20 protein-coding genes are annotated in these 18,182 nt (G+C 68.0%); 12 read left to right on the top strand and 8 right to left on the bottom strand.

The features are described from left to right. The first annotated feature begins 42 nt into the window (after positions 1-42). From purL to T8T21_RS01160, 4 genes are all read left to right on the top strand, one after another. Positions 43-2,232 (top strand): phosphoribosylformylglycinamidine synthase subunit PurL, encoded by a 2,190-nt coding sequence (purL, locus tag T8T21_RS01175; protein ID WP_322336466.1) that lies wholly within the window; start codon positions 43-45, stop codon positions 2,230-2,232. Between the two features lie 92 nt (positions 2,233-2,324). After that, positions 2,325-2,567: a BolA/IbaG family iron-sulfur metabolism protein gene (locus tag T8T21_RS01170; RefSeq protein ID WP_183472930.1), complete on the top strand. Its 243-nt coding sequence runs from the start codon at positions 2,325-2,327 to the stop codon at positions 2,565-2,567. Between the two features lie 78 nt (positions 2,568-2,645). Continuing rightward, entirely contained in the window at positions 2,646-3,020 is a 375-nt protein-coding gene (gene grxD, locus T8T21_RS01165) for a Grx4 family monothiol glutaredoxin (protein WP_183472927.1), read from the top strand. Between the two features lie 127 nt (positions 3,021-3,147). After that, the gene (locus tag T8T21_RS01160) at positions 3,148-3,666 is read left to right on the top strand and encodes a GNAT family N-acetyltransferase (RefSeq protein WP_322336465.1); all 519 of its coding nucleotides are present in this window, start codon (positions 3,148-3,150) and stop codon (positions 3,664-3,666) included. 79 nt (positions 3,667-3,745) lie between these two features. Here T8T21_RS01160 and T8T21_RS01155 read toward each other — a convergent pair whose 3' ends face one another. Continuing rightward, the gene (locus T8T21_RS01155; RefSeq protein WP_322336464.1) at positions 3,746-4,153 is read right to left on the bottom strand and encodes a cell division protein ZapA; all 408 of its coding nucleotides are present in this window, start codon (positions 4,151-4,153) and stop codon (positions 3,746-3,748) included. Then, positions 4,153-4,617, bottom strand: a complete 465-nt coding sequence (locus tag T8T21_RS01150) for a hypothetical protein (RefSeq protein ID WP_183472918.1) — start codon at positions 4,615-4,617, stop codon at positions 4,153-4,155. The genes T8T21_RS01155 and T8T21_RS01150 overlap by 1 nt, the downstream gene beginning before the upstream one ends. Before the next feature lie 226 nt (positions 4,618-4,843). On the opposite strand from T8T21_RS01150, the gene tkt reads away from it, so the two are divergent. Then, positions 4,844-6,859: a transketolase gene (tkt, locus tag T8T21_RS01145; protein WP_322336463.1), complete on the top strand. Its 2,016-nt coding sequence runs from the start codon at positions 4,844-4,846 to the stop codon at positions 6,857-6,859. 341 nt (positions 6,860-7,200) lie between these two features. On the opposite strand, the gene T8T21_RS01140 is transcribed toward tkt, so the two are convergent. Next, positions 7,201-7,629, bottom strand: a complete 429-nt coding sequence (locus T8T21_RS01140) for a DoxX family protein (protein WP_183472912.1) — start codon at positions 7,627-7,629, stop codon at positions 7,201-7,203. On the opposite strand from T8T21_RS01140, the gene T8T21_RS01135 reads away from it, so the two are divergent. The 3 genes from T8T21_RS01135 to T8T21_RS01125 all read left to right on the top strand — a co-directional run bounded on the left by T8T21_RS01135 (position 7,628) and on the right by T8T21_RS01125 (position 9,664). Beyond that, complete coding sequence (locus T8T21_RS01135; RefSeq protein WP_183472909.1) at positions 7,628-7,771, top strand: hypothetical protein; 144 nt, start codon at positions 7,628-7,630, stop codon at positions 7,769-7,771. The two genes, T8T21_RS01140 and T8T21_RS01135, sit on opposite strands and share 2 nt — an antisense overlap. Before the next feature lie 123 nt (positions 7,772-7,894). Beyond that, on the top strand, positions 7,895-8,896 hold the full coding sequence (gene gap, locus T8T21_RS01130; protein WP_322336462.1) for a type I glyceraldehyde-3-phosphate dehydrogenase: 1,002 nt from the start codon (positions 7,895-7,897) through the stop codon (positions 8,894-8,896). A gap of 237 nt (positions 8,897-9,133) precedes the next feature. Next, positions 9,134-9,664 (top strand): GNAT family N-acetyltransferase, encoded by a 531-nt coding sequence (locus T8T21_RS01125; RefSeq protein WP_322336461.1) that lies wholly within the window; start codon positions 9,134-9,136, stop codon positions 9,662-9,664. A 148-nt stretch (positions 9,665-9,812) separates the two neighbouring features. Here T8T21_RS01125 and T8T21_RS01120 read toward each other — a convergent pair whose 3' ends face one another. From T8T21_RS01120 to T8T21_RS01100, 5 genes are all read right to left on the bottom strand, one after another. Beyond that, positions 9,813-10,814, bottom strand: a complete 1,002-nt coding sequence (locus T8T21_RS01120) for an extensin-like domain-containing protein (protein WP_322336460.1) — start codon at positions 10,812-10,814, stop codon at positions 9,813-9,815. Next, positions 10,811-12,118 carry a L,D-transpeptidase family protein gene (locus T8T21_RS01115; RefSeq protein WP_322336459.1) on the bottom strand — a complete coding sequence of 436 codons (1,308 nt, stop codon included), beginning with the start codon at positions 12,116-12,118 and terminating at the stop codon, positions 10,811-10,813. The genes T8T21_RS01120 and T8T21_RS01115 overlap by 4 nt, the downstream gene beginning before the upstream one ends. 60 nt (positions 12,119-12,178) lie before the next feature. Continuing rightward, the gene (gene coaD, locus T8T21_RS01110; protein ID WP_183472879.1) at positions 12,179-12,673 is read right to left on the bottom strand and encodes a pantetheine-phosphate adenylyltransferase; all 495 of its coding nucleotides are present in this window, start codon (positions 12,671-12,673) and stop codon (positions 12,179-12,181) included. A 77-nt stretch (positions 12,674-12,750) separates the two neighbouring features. After that, positions 12,751-13,185, bottom strand: a complete 435-nt coding sequence (locus tag T8T21_RS01105) for a CBS domain-containing protein (protein WP_183472875.1) — start codon at positions 13,183-13,185, stop codon at positions 12,751-12,753. Between the two features lie 44 nt (positions 13,186-13,229). Next, a complete protein-coding gene (locus T8T21_RS01100; protein ID WP_322336458.1) occupies positions 13,230-14,135 on the bottom strand; it encodes a LysR family transcriptional regulator in 906 nt (301 codons plus the stop codon). Positions 14,136-14,249: 114 nt separating this feature from the next. Here T8T21_RS01100 and T8T21_RS01095 point away from each other — a divergent pair, with 114 nt between their 5' ends. The 4 genes from T8T21_RS01095 (at position 14,250) to T8T21_RS01080 (ending at position 18,137) form a co-directional block, all read left to right on the top strand. Beyond that, on the top strand, positions 14,250-15,749 hold the full coding sequence (locus tag T8T21_RS01095) for a CoA-acylating methylmalonate-semialdehyde dehydrogenase (protein ID WP_183472870.1): 1,500 nt from the start codon (positions 14,250-14,252) through the stop codon (positions 15,747-15,749). Between the two features lie 82 nt (positions 15,750-15,831). Next, complete coding sequence (locus tag T8T21_RS01090; RefSeq protein ID WP_322336457.1) at positions 15,832-16,197, top strand: cupredoxin domain-containing protein; 366 nt, start codon at positions 15,832-15,834, stop codon at positions 16,195-16,197. A 67-nt stretch (positions 16,198-16,264) separates the two neighbouring features. Next, the gene (locus T8T21_RS01085; protein ID WP_183472864.1) at positions 16,265-17,416 is read left to right on the top strand and encodes a carboxylate-amine ligase; all 1,152 of its coding nucleotides are present in this window, start codon (positions 16,265-16,267) and stop codon (positions 17,414-17,416) included. 67 nt (positions 17,417-17,483) lie between these two features. Then, the gene (locus T8T21_RS01080; protein ID WP_322336456.1) at positions 17,484-18,137 is read left to right on the top strand and encodes a hypothetical protein; all 654 of its coding nucleotides are present in this window, start codon (positions 17,484-17,486) and stop codon (positions 18,135-18,137) included. Positions 18,138-18,182 lie beyond the last annotated feature (45 nt).

Genomic DNA, 18,182 nt, shown 5'->3' with positions numbered 1-18,182 from the left:
GGCTGATTGTATGACGCGCGCGACCAGCAGGAGAGCGCCCGCATGTCCGACCCCCAGATCACCGACGACCTCATCGCCGCGCACGGGCTCAAGCCCGACGAATACGCGCGCATCCTCGAGATCATCGGCCGCGAGCCGAGCTTCACCGAGCTCGGCATCTTCTCGGCGATGTGGAACGAGCACTGCTCCTACAAGTCGTCGAAGAAATGGCTGCGGACGCTGCCGACCTCCGGCCCGCAGGTGATCTGCGGCCCCGGCGAGAACGCCGGCGTGGTCGATATCGGCGACGGCCAGGCCGTGGTCTTCAAGATGGAGAGCCACAACCACCCCTCCTATATCGAGCCCTACCAGGGTGCTGCGACCGGCGTCGGCGGCATCCTGCGCGACGTGTTCACCATGGGCGCGCGCCCGATCGCGGCGATGAACGCGCTGAGCTTCGGCAGCCTCGACCATCCCAAGACCCGCAGCCTGGTGTCGGGCGTGGTCTCCGGCGTCGGCGGCTACGGCAACTGCTTCGGCGTGCCCAATGTCGGCGGCGAGGTGCGCTTCCACCCGAGCTACAACGGCAATTGCCTGGTCAACGCCTTTGCCGCCGGCCTCGCCGATGCGGATGCGATCTTCTACTCGGCAGCGAGCGGCGTCGGCATGCCCGTGGTCTATCTTGGCGCCAAAACCGGCCGCGACGGCGTCGGCGGCGCGACCATGGCCTCGGCCGAGTTCGACGACACGATCGAGGAGAAGCGCCCGACCGTGCAGGTCGGCGATCCCTTCACCGAGAAGCGCCTGATGGAGGCCTGCCTCGAGCTGATGGCGTCGGGCGCGGTGATTTCCATCCAGGACATGGGCGCCGCCGGTCTGACCTGCTCGGCTGTCGAAATGGGTGACAAGGGCGATCTCGGCATCCGTCTCGACCTCGACCGCGTGCCCTGCCGCGAAAAGGCGATGACCGCCTACGAGATGATGCTCTCGGAGAGCCAGGAGCGGATGCTCATGGTGCTGCGCCCCGAGAAGGAGACCGTCGCGCGGGCGATCTTCGACAAGTGGGACCTCGACTTCGCCATCGTCGGCGAGACGATCCCCGAGGACCGCTTCCTGATCATCCATGAAGGCGAGACCAAGGCCGACCTGCCGCTCAAGGCGCTGTCGGGCACGGCGCCGGAATACGACCGCCCTTGGGTCGAGACCCCGGCCGCCGCGCCGCTGGGCCCGGTGGAGGAGGTCGACCCGATCGCGGGTCTGCGCGCGCTGATCGGCTCGCCCAACCACGCCCGCAAGTCCTGGGTCTGGGAGCAGTACGACCACATGGTGATGGGCGACACCGCGCGCGCGCCGGGCGCCGGTTCGGGGCTGGTGCGGGTGCACGGCACCGACAAGACCCTCGCCTTCACCAGCGACGTCAACCCGCGCTACGTCAAGGCCAACCCCTATGAGGGCGGCAAGCAGGCGGTGGCCGAGGCCTGGCGCAACCTGGTCGCCACGGGGGCCAAGCCGCTCGCCGCGACCGACAACCTGAACTTCGGCAACCCCGAGAAGCCCGAGATCATGGGCCAGCTGGTCGGCGCGATCAAAGGCATAGGCGAAGCCTGCGCGGCGCTCGACTTCCCGATCGTGTCGGGCAACGTCTCGCTCTACAACGAGACCGACGGCACCGGCATCCTGCCGACGCCCACCATCGGCGGCGTCGGTCTGATCGAGACCTCCGACCGGGCGATCGGCACGCAGCCCGCCGAAGGCGACGTGGCGCTGGTCCTCGGCACGACCGAGGGCCATCTCGGCCGTTCGGCGCTGCTGTGGGAGATGTCGGGCCGCGACGAGGGCGACGCCCCCGCCGTCGATCTCGCCGCCGAGAAGGCGCATGGCCTGTTCGTGCGCGACAACCACGCGCTGATCCGCGCCTGCACCGACCTCTCCGAGGGCGGGCTGGCGCTGGCCGCTTTCGAGATGGCCGAGGGTGCGGGTCTCGGCGTCGAGATCGGCGTCACCGGCACGGCGGCACTGTTCGGCGAGGATCAGGGCCGCTACCTGATCGCCGCCGACGAGGACAGCGCCGCGGCGCTCGAGGCGGCGGCGGGCTCGGCTGGCATTCCGCTGGCGCGGGTCGGCCGTTTCGGCGGCGCCACGGTCAGCCTCGGCGGCGCCACCGCGCCGCTGGCGGAACTGTCGGAACTCTATCGCACCGCCTTCGAGACCGCGCTGCACATTCCCGACGCCGAGGCCGAGCTCGCGGTCTGACCGCGCGGCCTCCGGCTGCCCCGGCGGCGGGCTTGCGTGCCGCCGGGGCGCTGCCTACATCTGAGACGACACGAAGCAAGCGAGGACGACCCATGGCGATGAGCGCGCAGGAAATCGAGGATCTGCTCCGCGAGACCTTTCCCGAGGCCAAGATCGCCATCACCGACCTTGCCGGCGACGGCAATCACTACGCCGCCGAGATCATCGACGAGAGCTTCCGCGGCAAGAACCGGGTGCAGCAGCAGCGCGCCGTCTACGCCGCTTTGAAGGGCCGGATGGACGGCCCCTCGGGCGATCTGCACGCGCTGGCGCTGACCACAAAGGCGCCCGACTGACCCCCACCTTGTGCCGCGTCGCCGCGGCCGCCCCATTTCGCGCCGCGCCAGCGGTGCCCCCATTCCCAGGAGACGACGATGGCCGAGACCGCCGACGCCCAGACCCAGATCCGCGAGACCGTCACCGCCAATGACGTGGTGCTGTTCATGAAGGGCACCAAGACCATGCCGCAATGCGGCTTTTCCAGCCGCGTCGCGGGCGTGCTGAACTTCATGGGCGTGGAGTACCAGGACGTGAACGTGCTGGCCGACGACGCGATCCGTCAGGGCATCAAGGACTACTCCGACTGGCCGACCATCCCGCAGCTCTACGTGAAGGGCGAATTCGTCGGCGGTTGCGACATCATCACCGAGATGACCCTCTCGGGCGAGCTCGACCAGCTCTTCGCGCAGAACGGCGTGGCCTTCGACAAGGACGCCGCCGAGAAAATCCGCGAAGCCAACAAGGGCTGAGCCGGATACCGACGCGAAAAGGCCGCGCATCCCCCCGGGTGCGCGGCCTTTTTCATGCCCTTTGGGGAGTGGTTGTCAGACGCTAGCTCGATGGGACCGCAATAGTGCGCTTACGGGATTTCTTCGCATGACAGGGGATCGAGGCGCGGCAGTTCGCTTCACGGCGCTGAATATCGCGGAGCACCTGGATCAGGTGGCCGCTTTTTATACGCAGGCGCCTGACTACTGGGTCCTCGCGGAAGGAGGACGTCCCGACCCCTACGAAAAGGCGGAGGAGTTCTTCACCGCCGGCGCGCCGGGATGCGACATCGATCGCTCCCGGTTTCTGGGGCTGTTCCTGGGCGGCCATCTTTCTGGGCTGGCCGAGCTGCATCACGGCTTCCCCAAGGACGACGATGCCTATCTTGGCCTGATGATCCTTGGTCCATGGGCCCAAGGGGTCGGGTACGGAACCGCGTTCCTGTCAGAGATCGAAGGGCTCGCGCGCTCGGACGGGGCGACCAAGCTGTATGTGGGCGTTCTGGAGGCAAATCCACGGGGCCGTGCGTTTTGGCAGCGTGAGGGGTTTTCCGCGACCGGGGTCACCAAGGAGGACAATGCACACGGCCTCGGCCATGTGCTTCATCGCCTCGTGAAGCCTCTGTGAAATCGGGAACGCGGCCAAGGCCGTCTCGGTCGCAACGCAGCCGCCGACATTTCGACGGCCGCGCTGCAAATGGCTGAGATCAGGCCCCGGCTTTTTCCACCCGCTCGGCCAGAGCCTCGGCGCGCGCGGTCATCTCGGCCAGCATCTCGACGAGGCCGTGCGGGATCACCGGCACCTCGACCCTGACCTTTTCGGGCTCGGCCCGGGCCTTGGCCAGCGCCGCCTCGGTCTGGCTCAGCCGCCGCTCGACCTGGCGCACATAGGTCTCGGCCTGGCTCAGCTTGTCCTCGAGCCCGGCGGTGCGGTCGGCGAGCATCAGCCCTGCCATCAGCAGCATCTTGGACTCGGGCATCCGGCCCGCCTGGTTCGCGAGGCCGGTCGCTTCCTCGTCGAGCAGCTTGGCCGCGGATTCCAGATAGGGCTCCTCGCCCGGCTGGCAGGCGACGGTGAAACCCCGCCCGCCGATGGTGATCTCGACCTGCGGCATCACTCGCGCTCCTCGACCAGGGGTTTCAATTCGGCGATCACCGCGTCCAGCTCGGCCAGTTCGGCGTCGCGCTCGGCCCGGAGCGCGCCCAGCTCCGCCGCCATGGCGCGGTCGATCAGATCGGGGTCGGCCAGCTCGGCCTCCATCGCCTCCCGCAGCTCGCTCGCGACCTCGCGCAGCTCTGCATTGGAGCGGCGCAGCGCCTGCAGCTGGCCGTCGAGATCAGCCATCTGCGCGTTCTGCGCCTCGATCCGCGCCTCGAAGGCGGCCAAGCGGCTGTCCTGCTCCTCGCGCAGTGCCTTGAGGCGGCCCTCGAGCTCGGCATTGGCCTGCTGCTGCGCGTCGAGCGCGGCCCCGAGCTCTCCGTCATCGGCGCGCGGCGCGCTCTCGATGCGGTCGAGCCCTTGGGCGATCCGGTCCAGCGCCGCCGAAAGGCGGCTCTCCAAGTCGGTAATGTCGGTCATGCTGCCCCTGCCTGCCCCTGCCCCGCCGCCGAGACGACCGGCTCCGGCCGCCCGAATCGCGCAAGGCGTCGCAAAAACCTAGACCACGCCTGCGCGCCCCGCAAACCGCCCAGATCGACGGCCAAGCCCCCGTTCGCCCGCTTGAACTCGCCTCCGGCCCCTGTCAATACCGTCCGCGACAAGGGGGGCCGCGCCCGCGGCTTCGAGGCCAAACCGGAGGACACCCATGGACATCGCCGCCCTGCGCGACAAGCATCCCGAGCATTGGAGGAAGGCCGCGGCGATCCGCACCCTGACCCTCGACGCCGTCGCCGCCGCCAATTCCGGCCACTCGGGAATGCCGATGGGCATGGCCGACGTCGCCACCGTGCTGTTCGAAAAGCACCTGAAGTTCGACCCCAAGGCGCCGAAATGGGCGGATCGCGACCGCTTCATCCTCTCCGTCGGCCACGGCTCGATGCTGCTCTACTCGGTGCTGCACCTGACCGGCTACGAGGAAGTCCCGCTCGAGGAGATCAAGAACTTCCGCCAGTGGGGCTCGAAGACCGCCGGTCACCCCGAGAGCGAGTATCTCGACGCGGTCGAGACCACCACCGGCCCGCTCGGCCAGGGCATCGCCAACTCGGTCGGCTTCGCCATCGCCGAAGAGATGCTGCGCGCCAAATACGGCTCGAAGATCGTCGATCACTACACCTGGGTCATGGCCGGTGACGGCTGCCTGATGGAGGGCGTGAGCCAGGAGGCGATCGCGCTCGCGGGCATGCAGAAGCTGTCGAAGCTCGTCGTGTTCTTCGACGACAACGGCATCACCATCGACGGCAAGGTGTCGATCGCCGACATCACCGACCAGGTGAAGCGCTTCGAGGCCTCTGGCTGGCACGTCCAGTCGATCGACGGCCACGACCCGGAGGCGATCGACGCCGCGATCGAGGCCGCCAAGGCCGATCCGCGCCCCTCGATGATCGCCTGCAAGACGCATATCGCGCTGGGCTCCTCGGCGCAGGACACCGCCAAGGGCCACGGCGCGCTGACCGATGCGAAGCTGATCGCCGACACCAAGGCCGCCTATGGCTGGGAGCACGGTCCGTTCGAGATCCCGGCTGACGTCAAGGCGCAGTGGGAGGCGATGGGCGCGCGCGGTGCAAAGGCCCACGCCGAATGGCGCGAGCGCTTCGACGCGCTGTCCGAGCGCAAGCGCATGGAATTCGAGCGTGCCTTCGCCGCCGAGGCGCCCAAAGCGCTCTCCGCCAAGATCCGCGCCTTCAAGAAGGAGGCCGTGGAGAACGCCAAGGCCGTCGCGTCGCGCAAGTCGTCCGAGATGGTGCTCAACGTCGTCAACGGCGTGATGACCGAGACCGTCGGCGGCTCGGCCGACCTGACCGGCTCGAACAACACCCGTTCGGGCGACATGGAAGTGTTCTCGCCGGAGAACCGCTCGGGCCGCTACATCCATTACGGCATCCGCGAGCACGGCATGGCGGCGGCGATGAACGGCATCGCGCTGCATGGCGGCCTTCGCCCCTATGGCGGCACCTTCATGGCCTTCACCGACTACGCGCGTGGCGCGATGCGCCTGTCGGCGCTGATGCACCAGCCGGTGGTCTATGTGATGACCCACGACTCGATCGGCCTCGGCGAGGACGGCCCGACCCACCAGCCGGTCGAGCACCTGTCGATGCTGCGCGCGACGCCGAACACCTACGTGTTCCGCCCCGCCGACACGGTCGAGACCGCCGAGGCCTGGGAGATCGCGCTGTCGACCTCCGACCGCCCCTCGGTGCTGGCGCTGAGCCGCCAGAACCTTGCCCCGGTGCGCAACGAGCACAAGACCAAGAACCTGACCGAGCAAGGCGCCTACGTGCTGCGCGAGGCGGGCGAGAAGCGCCGCGCGATCATCATGGCCTCGGGCTCCGAGGTGGAGATCGCGGTCAAGGCGCGCGACATCCTTGAGGCCGAGGGCATCGGCACCCGCGTGGTCTCCGTGCCCTGCATGGAGCTCTTCGCCGCGCAGGACGAGGCCTATCGCAAGCGCGTGCTGCCCGCGGGCCCAGTGCGGGTCGCGGTCGAGGCCGGCGTGCGCCAGAGCTGGGACCGCCTGCTTCTGGGCGAGCGCGGCCGCGAGCCCAAGGCGGGCTTCGTCGGCATGGAGGGCTTCGGTGCCTCCGCCCCGGCCGAGACACTCTACGAGAAGTTCGGCATCACCGCCGAGGCGGTGGCCGAGAAGGTGAAGTCGCTGCTCTGAACCCATGGCGGGTGACGACAGCGCGAGGGGCGGCCCATATGGGCCGCCCCTTTTCGCATCGGCCATGAAGCATTTAAGCGGCTTGGGCCGCTCGGCCCGGTTGCTCGGTGAGGTGGGCTTGGCTCATGCCGGGCTTCGGTGACCCGTCGAACTCTCGCTCCGCTGATCCATCGGCCCGCAGGCGATGCACCTGCCCCGTCAGTCCTGCTCCGTTGCCAGCAGATTTCCGCCCATCTGCATGGAAATGACGCGCCAGACAGCCGCAAAGGAGGTTTCAGGAGAGGCCGCGCCGGGACAACCGGCCCCGAATGGCGGCCGTGCGAGTCGCGTGTCGAGACCCGTCAGTCGAGCCGGACAGAGATCCGACCGGCTCCCGCGACGGCCATCGCGAGGCAGCCGCCGGCGATCGCCCAGTTCTTGACGAAGATCGTCATCTGCCAGGGCTCGTCGGGGAGAAAGTGGAAGATCGAGGTCACCGCGCTGTAGAGCGCGAGGGACAGCGCGACCGGGCGCACGCCCACGCCGAAGGCCAGCGCCGCACCGGCGGCGGCGTTGTAGGCAAGGGCCGGCCAGACCAGCAGGCCCGGCAGGTGCCAGCCCATCAGCAGCCCGGCGACCGCGTCCGGGTCGAAGGCCTTTTGCGCGGCGCCACCGAGGAACAGCGCCGCCATAAGCAAGCGGCCGATCAGCAACAGCCAGTCATCGAGGCGCAGTCGGGCTTCGGAGCGACGCTGCGCGCGGTGCATCTCGCGGTCTAGGCTCGCCAGCATGAGCACCCCCCTCGCGGTCATTCTGTTCGCCTCCATCCTAGCCGCCTTCGCCGCGGACCACTACTGGTTCGAAGGCCATGGCGCTCTGGCGGCGGGGCGGGCCGGGCTCGAGGCGATCCGCTGGCTGGCCTTCTGGCGCTGAGCGACCGTGAGCGCCACCGGTGGCGCCAACGGCCCCCGAAGCCGGCGATCTCCGGTTGACGCGGGCGCACAAATGCCGATCTTGGCGCCGAACCCAAGCCCGGCAATTCCCGAGGAGACCCCCATGGCTGTCAAGGTAGCAATCAACGGCTTCGGCCGCATCGGGCGCAACGTCCTGCGCGGCATCATCGAATCCGGCCGCACCGACATCGAGGTCGTCGCGATCAACGATCTCGGCCCGGTCGAGACCAATGCCCACCTGCTGCGCTACGACAGCGTGCATGGCCGTTTCCCGCACGAGGTGAAGACCACCGAGGACACGATCGATGTCGGCCGCGGCCCGATCCGCGTCACCGCGATCCGCGATCCCAAGGAACTGCCCTGGTCCGACGTCGACGTCGCGCTCGAGTGCACCGGCATCTTCGTGAGCCACGAGAAGGCCGCGATGCATCTCGAGAACGGCTCCAAGCGCGTGCTCGTCTCCGCCCCCTGCTCGGGCGCCGAGAAGACCATCGTCTACGGCGTCAACCACGAGACGCTGGCCGCCGAAGACAAGGTCGTGTCGAACGCCTCCTGCACCACCAACTGCCTGTCGCCCGTCGCCAAGGTGCTCAACGATGCCATCGGCATCGAAAAGGGCTTCATGACGACGATCCACAGCTACACCGGCGACCAGCCGACGCTGGACACGATGCACAAGGATCTCTACCGCGCCCGCGCCGCGGCGCTGTCGATGATCCCGACCTCGACCGGTGCCGCGAAGGCCGTGGGCCTGGTGCTGCCCGAGCTCAACGGCAAGCTCGACGGCGTCGCAATCCGCGTGCCGACGCCGAACGTCTCGGTCGTCGACCTGACCTTCAACGCCGCGCGCGAGACCAGCGTCGAGGAGATCAATCAGCTGATCCGCGACGCCGCCAACGGTCCGCTCAAGGGCATCCTCGGCTTCACCGACGAGCAGCTGGTCAGCTCGGACTTCAACCACGACCCGCACTCCTCGGTGTTCCACACCGACCAGACCAAGGTCATGGACGGCACCATGTGCCGCATCCTGACCTGGTACGACAACGAGTGGGGCTTCTCCAACCGCATGGCCGACACCGCCGTGGCGATGGGCAAGCTGGGCTGATCGTCCACCTTCTCCGGAACGCGAAAGGCCGCCCCTCGGGGCGGCCTTTTGCACTTCGTGGTGCAGCCTTCGATGAAGCCCCTTGTGAGCTCGAAGGCACGGCGAGCAAAGGCTTCCGAAGAAATCTTCAGGAGTCGTATATGCTTGATGTCCGCTCAGCAGACGAAGCTGCCATTGGAAGATATGTACCGATCAATCAGCAACCCTGCGTGATTGGACAACTACGGGGAAAGAGGGATGATGATTGAGCGACCCTACACGTACAGAGTTTTGACAGCCGAGGATGGCGCGTCATGGGATGCCCTACGCAAGGAGGGGGTACGTGACTTCCCGCTCGGCTTCCTCGTCACCGCCGATGAAGCTGAGACCATGATCTCTGAGAAAGCTCGGTCCATCCTCGATAACGGGACCACCAGGGGTGTATTCGACGCATCGTCCCTCGTCGGTTATTGCGGCCTGCGAAGGGAGGCGCTTCAGCAGACATGCCACCGTGCTGAAATCGGGCCCTTCTATGTCACTTCGGCCCATCAGGGGTGCGGAGCAGCTCGGGTTTTGATGGATGGAGTGGTGAGCGAGGCGCGTACGCGCGGCATCGAACAACTCGAACTGTTCGTCGACGTCGAGAACACTCGAGCATTGGCGTTCTACAAGCGACATGGCTTCGAACCTATATCGGTCCATCCGGACGGAGTTCGGATCGGCGGCAAGTCTCGGGACGCACACTTTTGTATCCTGCGTATAGGACGCGTGATGAGCGCTGTCCCTTGAACCGACGTCGTTACTGAGCTGCAAAGCAGCAGCGGCTGCGATGGGTTCGGAGCAGACATTGCGCTCCGAACCTTGGTATCGTTCACCTGCACCACGAAATGCAAAGGGCTGGCCCTCGGGGCGGCCTTTTTCATTCAGAGGCATCGGGTTACTGGCAGAGCCGAAAATCGCCGCGCCGTTCCTTGACGTCGAGATGAAGGTGATCGGCATGGGCCGCGTCGCTGCCCGGCCCCAGCACTGTGGTGAAGTCGAGGCAGGCCGTGGCCCGCACCGTGTCTTGGAACGCCTCGGCCATGGTGCCGTCACGCTCGCGCGGCTGGACTCGCACCTCCGATCCATCGGCGAAGCCGAAGGACATCACGTCGACGGCGTTGCCGAAGGCATGCTCGGACAGCGTCTCCGGGTCGGAGGAGCGGCTGCGGCAGTTGTAGACGGTGCCCTGCCGGATCGCGCTCAGCCCGCCGCGCCCGAGCCGCTCGGCGGCGGGAATGGCAAAGCCCTCGACCCAGCGCGCCAGCGCCAGCGCGGTCTCGCAGCGCATCGGCGCGGGCGGCTCCAGAGCCACGTCGGGCAGTATCCGGGAGAGCGTCAGCGGATGGGCGATCCCGCAATCGGCGACCTCCGGATCCTCGACCGGCAGCCCCTCCTCGAAGCGCGCGCCCAGCGCCACGAGTTCGGCCCGACAGGCGTCGCGCGCGGATTGCGGGGCAGCGAGCCGCTCGGGCATGGCCGGCACGCTGTCGCGTGCCCCGGCATTGGTGTCCGGCAGTTCGTCCTGCCCGTCGGCATCTGCACCTTCCGCTTCGGCATCATCAGCAGCTTCAGCGCCGCCTTCAGCTTCAGTTTCTGTTGCAGACTCAACCTCGGCTTCGACTTCGGCTTCGGCTTCGGCTTCGGCTTCGGCTTCGGCTTCGGCTTCGGCTTCGGCTTCGGCTTCGGCTTCGGCCGGATCGCCGGTCGGCTCCGGCGAGTCGAGCCCCTCATTCCCCTCGGGCCGGGCTTCCGGCGAGGGAACGCTGGTCGGCGCCTCGTCACTCTCGGTCGTCGCCAGCCCCTCGGGCCGGGCCTCCGGCGAGGGCACCGTCTCGGGCGCCTGTTGGGCCGTGAGCGGCCCGGCGGTCAGCATCAGGGCCAGCGCCAGCCGTTTCATTCGACGAACTCGACCGTGACGCCGTCGGAGACCAAGTGCGCCAGCTCCTCGGCATCCCAGTTGGTCATGCGCACGCAGCCATGGCTTGCCGCGTTGAACAGCGAATCCGGGTCGGACGTGCCGTGCAGCCCGTAGGTCGGCTTGCTGAGATCGATCCAGACAGAGCCGACCGGACCGTTGGGGCCGGGCGGCAATGTCAGCACCTCGTCATTGTCGCCTTGCTGGAAGTTGAGGTCCGGATTGTAGGTGTAGGTCGGGTCCATCGCCACCGCGACCACCTCCACGGTGCCCGAGGGCGACGGCGTCTGGGCCGAACCGATGGTGACGGGGTAGTTGAGGATCATCTTTCCGCTCTCGTCGAAACCGGCGAGCCGGCTGGTTTGCTTGCGGACCTCGATCCGCGCTACCTTGGTCTCGAGCCTCGGACCGGGATCGACGACGGTGATCGTCTCGCCCGACTGCCACGATGCGTTCGCGTTGAGGCTCTCGAGGAAGCCCTGATCCATGTGAAACCGCTCGGCCAGCTTCTCGGCGACGCTGGTGTAGCCCAGCCGGTCGAGCTCGGCGAGCTTGGCATAGTCGTCCGGCAGCGGCTCGCTGAGCCCCGAGGCGTCCTCCTCGGTGATGGTGTAGCTCTGCATCATCGGTGCCTGTTCCTGCGCGTTCAGCGCCTCCCAGACCTGACTGTCGAGCTGCCCGTCCACCTCGAAGCCCTCGCGGGTTTCGAAGGCGGCGATGGCGCTTTCGCTCATGCCGCCCTTCCAGCCATCGATGATGCCCGGCGAGATCGCCGCGCGATCGAGCAGGATCTGCGTCTTCACGGTGAGCGCGGACTGCCCGTCCGGCAGCGGTCCGCCCTCATAGGTGACGGCCTCGATCGCCTCGGGCGTGGGCGGGGCGTCGCGCGGCGGGCCGGCATCGGCCGCGCTCTGGCTTGAACTGTCGGCGGTGTCCTCAGATGAAGAAGTAGGCGTGGAAGAGGCACCCTGCTGGGCCTCGACCGGCTGCGCGCCGCTCTGCTCTAGCATGCGCAGCGTCTCGGGCTGGGCGGCGGAGCCGGCGGGCGTGCCTGCCGTGCCTGCCTGCGCGCCCTGCCCCGCAGCGCCGTCCGGCGTGCTCGCCTGCCCGTCCTGCGGGGCAGCGGTCTCCTGCTGCTGCGGCGCGTCCCCGCCTCGGGTTTCCTCGAGCGCCTCGCGGGTTTCAGCGGCAATATCGGCGCCGCTCTCCTGGCTGTCCTGCGCCAAGGCGCCGCTCGCGGCGAAGGCCAGGACGGAGAGGGAGATTGAAAGGGTCTGGCGGGTCATCGGGCGCTCCTCGGTCGTGTGCGCCCCAACGCCCGAAACCCCCGACGGGTCCCGCCTGAGCTAGAGACCGAGCCGCAGCTTCAGCGCCTCCTCGACGCCCGAGGGCACGAAGGAGGAGACGTCACCGCCGAGACGGGCGATCTCCTTGACCAGCTTCGACGCGATCGCCTGGTGCCGCGCCTCGGCCATCAGGAATACCGTCTCGACCGACTTGTCGAGCATGCGGTTCATGCCGACCATCTGGTACTCGTACTCGAAATCGGCGACCGCCCGCAGGCCGCGGATGATCATCTGCGCGCCGACATCGTTGGCCGCGTCGATCAGCAGGTTCTCGAACGGGTGCACGACGATTTCCGAGCCGCAGGCCGCGGCGATCGGCGCGGTCTCAGCCTCAATCATCGCCACCCGCTCGTCGAGCGAGAACAAGGGCCCCTTGTCGCGGTTGATCGCCACCCCGATCACCAGCCGATCGACCAGCGTGCAGGCCCGGCGGATGATGTCGGTATGGCCCAGCGTGACCGGGTCGAATGTCCCGGGATAAAGTCCGATGCGCATGGCGCCTCCCCGCCGCAGTTGCGCGCGCAGACGACATCACGACGGCGCGAGATGCAAGCCCCCGCGCCGCATCGGGCTCAATGCCCCATGATCATCCCCTCGAGTGCATCTTTTTCCATCGACAGCTCGGAGAGACGGGCCTTGACCACGTCGCCGATCGAGATCAGCCCGATCATCTCGTCGCCCTCGACCACGGGGATGTGCCGGAACCGGCCCTCGGTCATGCGTTGCAGCACGAGGTCCGCCACCTCGTCGCGGTGGCAGGTCACCGGGTTGGCGGTCATCAACGCCTCGACCTTCTCGTCGAGACAATCCGGACCGCGCCGGCCGATTTCGCGGACGATGTCGCGCTCGGAAATGATGCCTTGCGCGCGCTTGCCGTCCTGCGACACCACCAGCGCACCGATCCGCTTGTCCGACAATTGCCGCGCAGCCTCGGCCACGGTGATGTCGGGCGTCACGGTGGCGACCTCGTCGCTGGCCTTGGATTTCAGGATCTGTTGCACGAGCATGGCGCACTCCCTTTATCGCGCCCCCGATGGCCGGGGGCCATGTATCAACCGTCGCGCCCGCCGCGCGTTCCTGTCAAGCATTCCGCCTCCAGCCGGGCCACCTCGGCGCGAACCCCCGCGCTCAGCGCCTGCGCAAAGCGCGACAGCCGCGCTGAACGGCGATCCACGGCATGGCGCACCAGCCAGAACGCGCGTGTCAGCGACAGCTCGTCGGTTAGGACCCGGCGCAGCTCGGGCGCGAAGGGCAGAGCAAAGTCGTGCACGATGCCGATGCCGGCATGGCGCAGCATCTGCAGCTGCACCGAGACCGAATTCGAGGCGAGCGGCACGCCCTGCGCCCCGAGATCACCCAGGTAATCCAGTTCGCGGTCGAAGATCATGTCGGGGATGTAGCCGACCAGCGGCCGCTTCCCGAGCGCGGCGAGGCTCTCGGGTGGCGGCGCGTCGGCGCGCTGGGCGAGACTGAGACGATAGTCGGTGATCTTCTGCACCGTCAGCCGCCCGGCCTCCGGCGGGCTCACCGTGACCGCCATGTCGGCCTCGCGCTTCGAGAGGTTGACTACGCGTGGCAGGGCGAGGATCTGCAGCTCGAGATCCGGGTTCTCGGCCTGGATCGCCGCGCAGACCTGCGGCAGCACGAAATTGGCGCAGCCATCCGGCGCGCCGATGCGGATCTGGCCCGACAGGCCGCGCTCGGGCGCGCCGGCCTCGGCAGCACGGGCCAGCGCCGCCTCGGCCCGCCCCGCATGCTCGGCCAACCGCTCGCCGCGCGTCGTCAGCGCGTAGCCCTGCGGGCTTCGGACGAACAGCGCCGCCCCCAGCCGCTCCTCCAGCCGGGCGATCCGGCGCCCGACCGTCGCCGGGTCCATCCGGAGCTGCGGCGCCGCCCCCGACAGGCTCTCGGCGCGCGCTACCGCCAAGAAGACGCGGATGTCGTCCCAGTTCTCCAAGCAGGCCCCCTTTGCAAAAATGCAAAACCATTTTGATATCCTGCCGCTTTCACCGGCATTTCCGCAAGACTATCTTGTTTCCCAACCAGAGACCGTTCTTCGGGAGGACCGGACATGCAGGAACAGACCCATTACATCGGCGGCGAACACGTCAAGGGCGGCTCGGGCCGCTTCGCGGACGTCTTCAACCCCGCCACCGGCGAAGTGCAGGCGCAGCTGCCGCTGGCCAGCGCCGCCGAAATCGACCGCGCCGTGGAAATCGCGCAGGCCGCGCAGCCGGGCTGGGCCGCCACCAACCCGCAGCGCCGGGCCCGAGTGATGATGGAGTATGTGCGGCTTCTGAACCGCGACATGGACAAGCTGGCCGAAGCGCTGTCGCGCGAGCACGGCAAGACCATCCCCGACGCCAAGGGCGATGTGCAGCGCGGCCTCGAAGTGGTCGAGTTCTGCATCGGTGCGCCGCACCTGCTCAAGGGTGAGTACACCGACGGCGCCGGCCCCGGCATCGACATGTATTCGATGCGCCAGCCGCTCGGCGTCTCGGCGGGCATCACCCCGTTCAATTTCCCGGCCATGATCCCGATGTGGATGTTCGCCCCGGCCATCGCCTGCGGCAACGCCTTCATCCTCAAGCCCTCGGAGCGCGCCCCCTCGGTGCCGCTGATGCTGGCGGAGCTGATGGAGGAAGCCGGTCTGCCCAAGGGCATCCTGCAGGTCGTCAACGGCGACAAGGAAGCGGTGGACGCGATCCTCGAGCATGAGGGCATCGCCTCGATCGGCTTCGTGGGCTCCACCCCGATCGCCCAGTACATCTACGGCAAGGGCTGCGCGCATGGTAAGCGCGTGCAGTGCTTCGGCGGCGCCAAGAACCACATGATCATCATGCCCGACGCGGACATGGACAAGGCCGCCGATGCGCTGGTTGGCGCGGGCTACGGCGCCGCGGGCGAGCGCTGCATGGCGATCTCGGTCGCCGTGCCGGTGGGCGACGAGACCGCCGACCGGCTGATCGCCGCGCTCAAGCCGCGCATCGAGAGCCTGAAGGTCGGACCCTACACCTCGGGCGACGACGTCGATTTCGGCCCCGTGGTCACCGCCGCGGCCAAGGAAAACATCCTCAAGCTGGTGCAGTCGGGCGTCGATGCCGGTGCCGAGCTTGTGGTCGACGGGCGCGACTTCCGCCTGCAGGGCTACGAGAATGGCTTCTTCGTGGGCGCGCATCTGTTCGACCGCGTGACGCCGGACATGGAGATCTATCGCAAGGAGATCTTCGGACCGGTGCTGTCGACCGTGCGCGCGGGTTCCTACGAGGAGGCGCTCAAGCTCGCGATGGATCACGAGATGGGCAACGGCACGGCGATCTTCACCCGCGACGGCGACGCCGCGCGCGACTTCGCCAATCGGGTCAATGTCGGCATGGTCGGCATCAACGTTCCGATCCCGGTGCCGCTGGCCTATCACAGCTTCGGCGGCTGGAAGAAGTCGGCCTTCGGCGACCTGAACCAGCACGGCACGGACAGCTTCAAATTCTATACCCGGACCAAGACCGTCACTGCGCGCTGGCCCTCGGGCATCAAGGATGGCGGCGAGTTCAACTTCAAGCCGATGGATTGACGTAACGGCAAATTGGTTTGGCTGTGGGGCGGCATCGGTGCGATGCTGCCCCATGGTTTTTTGTACATATCGGAGGCTCGCCATGCCGTCCCGTCGTTCCCTTCTCGCCCAGATCCTCGTCGCGCCACTGCTCGCAGCCTCCGCCCGCGCCGGCGGCTCCGCGGCCGAGCGCCCCCTGCCCCCGACCCCGGTCATGGGCCAGATGCACCAGGTCGACATCCAGGGCTTCGCCTTCCAGCCCGCCACGCTGACCGTCGCGCCAGGCGACACGGTGGTCTTCACCAACCGCGACGCCGCACCGCATACCGTCACCGCCGATAGCGGCGCCTTCGACAGCGGCCGCCTCGCGACCGGGCAGACGATCGGGATGAGCTTCAACGCCCGCGGCGACTACAGCTATTACTGCGCTCTCCACCCCCGCATGCGCGGCAGCATAACGGTGGCCTGAGCCTTCTCGCGGACCTCGGACGCGCCGCGCCGCGTTGGCCCCGGACAACAATCCGGAGGCCCGCCCCATGTCAGATCCCGCCTTCAGCCTCGGCATCGAGGAAGAGTATCTCGTCGTCGACGCCGAGACGATGGAGCTCGCCGCCGTGCCCGATGAAATGCTCGCCGCTGCCAAGAAGCGGCTGGGCGACAATGTCAGCCCCGAATTCCGCGACTGCCAGATCGAGATCGGCACCTCTGTCGCCGCCGACATCTCCGAGGCGCGGGCCGATCTCGCGCATCTGCGCGGCGGTCTGGCCGAAGTGGCCGATGATTACGGCCTCGCCCTCGTCGCCGTCTCCTGCCACCCCTGGGGCGATCCCGAGAGCCGCGGCACCGGCAAGGGCGCGCGCTACGACAAGATCGCCGAGGATATCGGCGGCATCGCCGACCGGTTGATGACCTGCGGCATGCATGTGCATGTCGGGCTGGGCGAAGATCCGGAGCTGCGCACCGATTTGATGGCGCAGGCGAGCTACTTCCTGCCCTTCGTGCTGGCACTCTCCGCCTCATCCCCCTTCTGGCGGGGCGAGGACACGCGGCTGTCCTCCTGGCGGCTCAACGTCTTCGACCAGTGCCCGCGTTCGGGTCTTCCGCCGAAGATCGAGAGCTGGGCCGAGTACCGCAAGATGGTCGACACGCTGGTGAAGGCGGAGATCATCGAGGACGCCTCCAAGATCTGGTGGGACCTGCGCCCGTCGGAGGCTTGGCCGACGCTAGAGACCCGCATCGCCGACGTCATGCCGCGCATGGAAGAGGCGCTGTCGGTCGCGGCCTTCGTGCAATGCGTGATGCGGATGCTGTGGCGGCTCAAGACCGAGAACAAGCGGTGGCGCGTCTATGAGCGGTTCCTGATCGAGGAGAACCGCTGGCGGGCCCAGCGCTACGGCACGGAGGGTACGCTGCTCGACCTCGGGCAGGACCGTCTGCGCCCGATGGAGGAGCTGCTGGGTGAACTCGAGGAGATGATGGAGCCCGATGCCCGGGCGCTGGGCTGTCTCGACGAGCTGCGCGGCACGCGGCGGATCGCGCATCAGGGCTCGTCCGCCGTGCGGCAGCGCCGCGCCTTCGATGCCGCCCGGGCCAAGGGTGCCGAGCCGCGCGAGGCGCTGCGCGAGATGCTGCGCGGCGTGTCGCGCGAGTTCATGGAGGGGGTACAGGGCGGAATGCCGCCCATGTGATGAGTGCCAAGGAACGCGGCACGGCACGCGCTGGTTGTCAATGCAAATCGGATCGGAGAGCAGTCTCATGAAGAACTTCATCGGCATCGGCACCGCGCTGACCCTCGCCCTCGCACCCATGGCGATCGAGGCTAAACCGAAACTGAAGATCAACGGCAATGCCGCGGCGATGCTGCAGCTCCTCGACGCCAATGCCGGCGACAGGGCGAAAAAAGCTGCCAAGATCGAGAAGAAGCTGCGCAAGGCGGCGAAGAAGGCGGGCGTTCCGCTCGCCGTCGGGGCCGGGACCGCCGTGGCGGTCCAGCAGGTCCGCGCCCCCGCCGCGGAGCGGGTCGAGGCGGTGGTGCGCTATGCCCCCGAGACCGTGGGTCAGCGGCCTCGGCTGCGCCCGGAAACGGCCAGCTTCGCCACGCTCGACACCCCCGCCGAGGCGCCGCCGGTGACGACGCTGCAGGATGGCCGGCGCATCGAGACCTCGGAACTCGGCAGCCGCCCGACGCGGGACGGCGCGCGTGTGACCAGCACCACGACCGCTTCCGCAGGGCCGACGGTGATCACCATCGAGGGCGATCGCGTGTCGACCTCCGATAGCGCCTTCTCCGGCACCACGACCACCCGGACCTCGACCGTCGCCGCCGAGCCTGCCTCTGTCACGGCCCCGGCCCAGACGGTGTCGCTTGAGACCGACTCGTCGCTGTTCGGTGGCCCGACCGGCTACTGACAGGCCTCACTCCTGAACGCGAAAGGGCCGCCCCTCGGGGCGGCC

This window comes from Limimaricola variabilis (assembly GCF_034371605.1).
Taxonomy (GTDB): Bacteria; Pseudomonadota; Alphaproteobacteria; order Rhodobacterales; family Rhodobacteraceae; genus Limimaricola; species Limimaricola variabilis.
The sequence above is the reverse complement of the archived record's forward strand: the minus strand, read 5'-3'. Positions and strand labels throughout refer to the sequence as shown.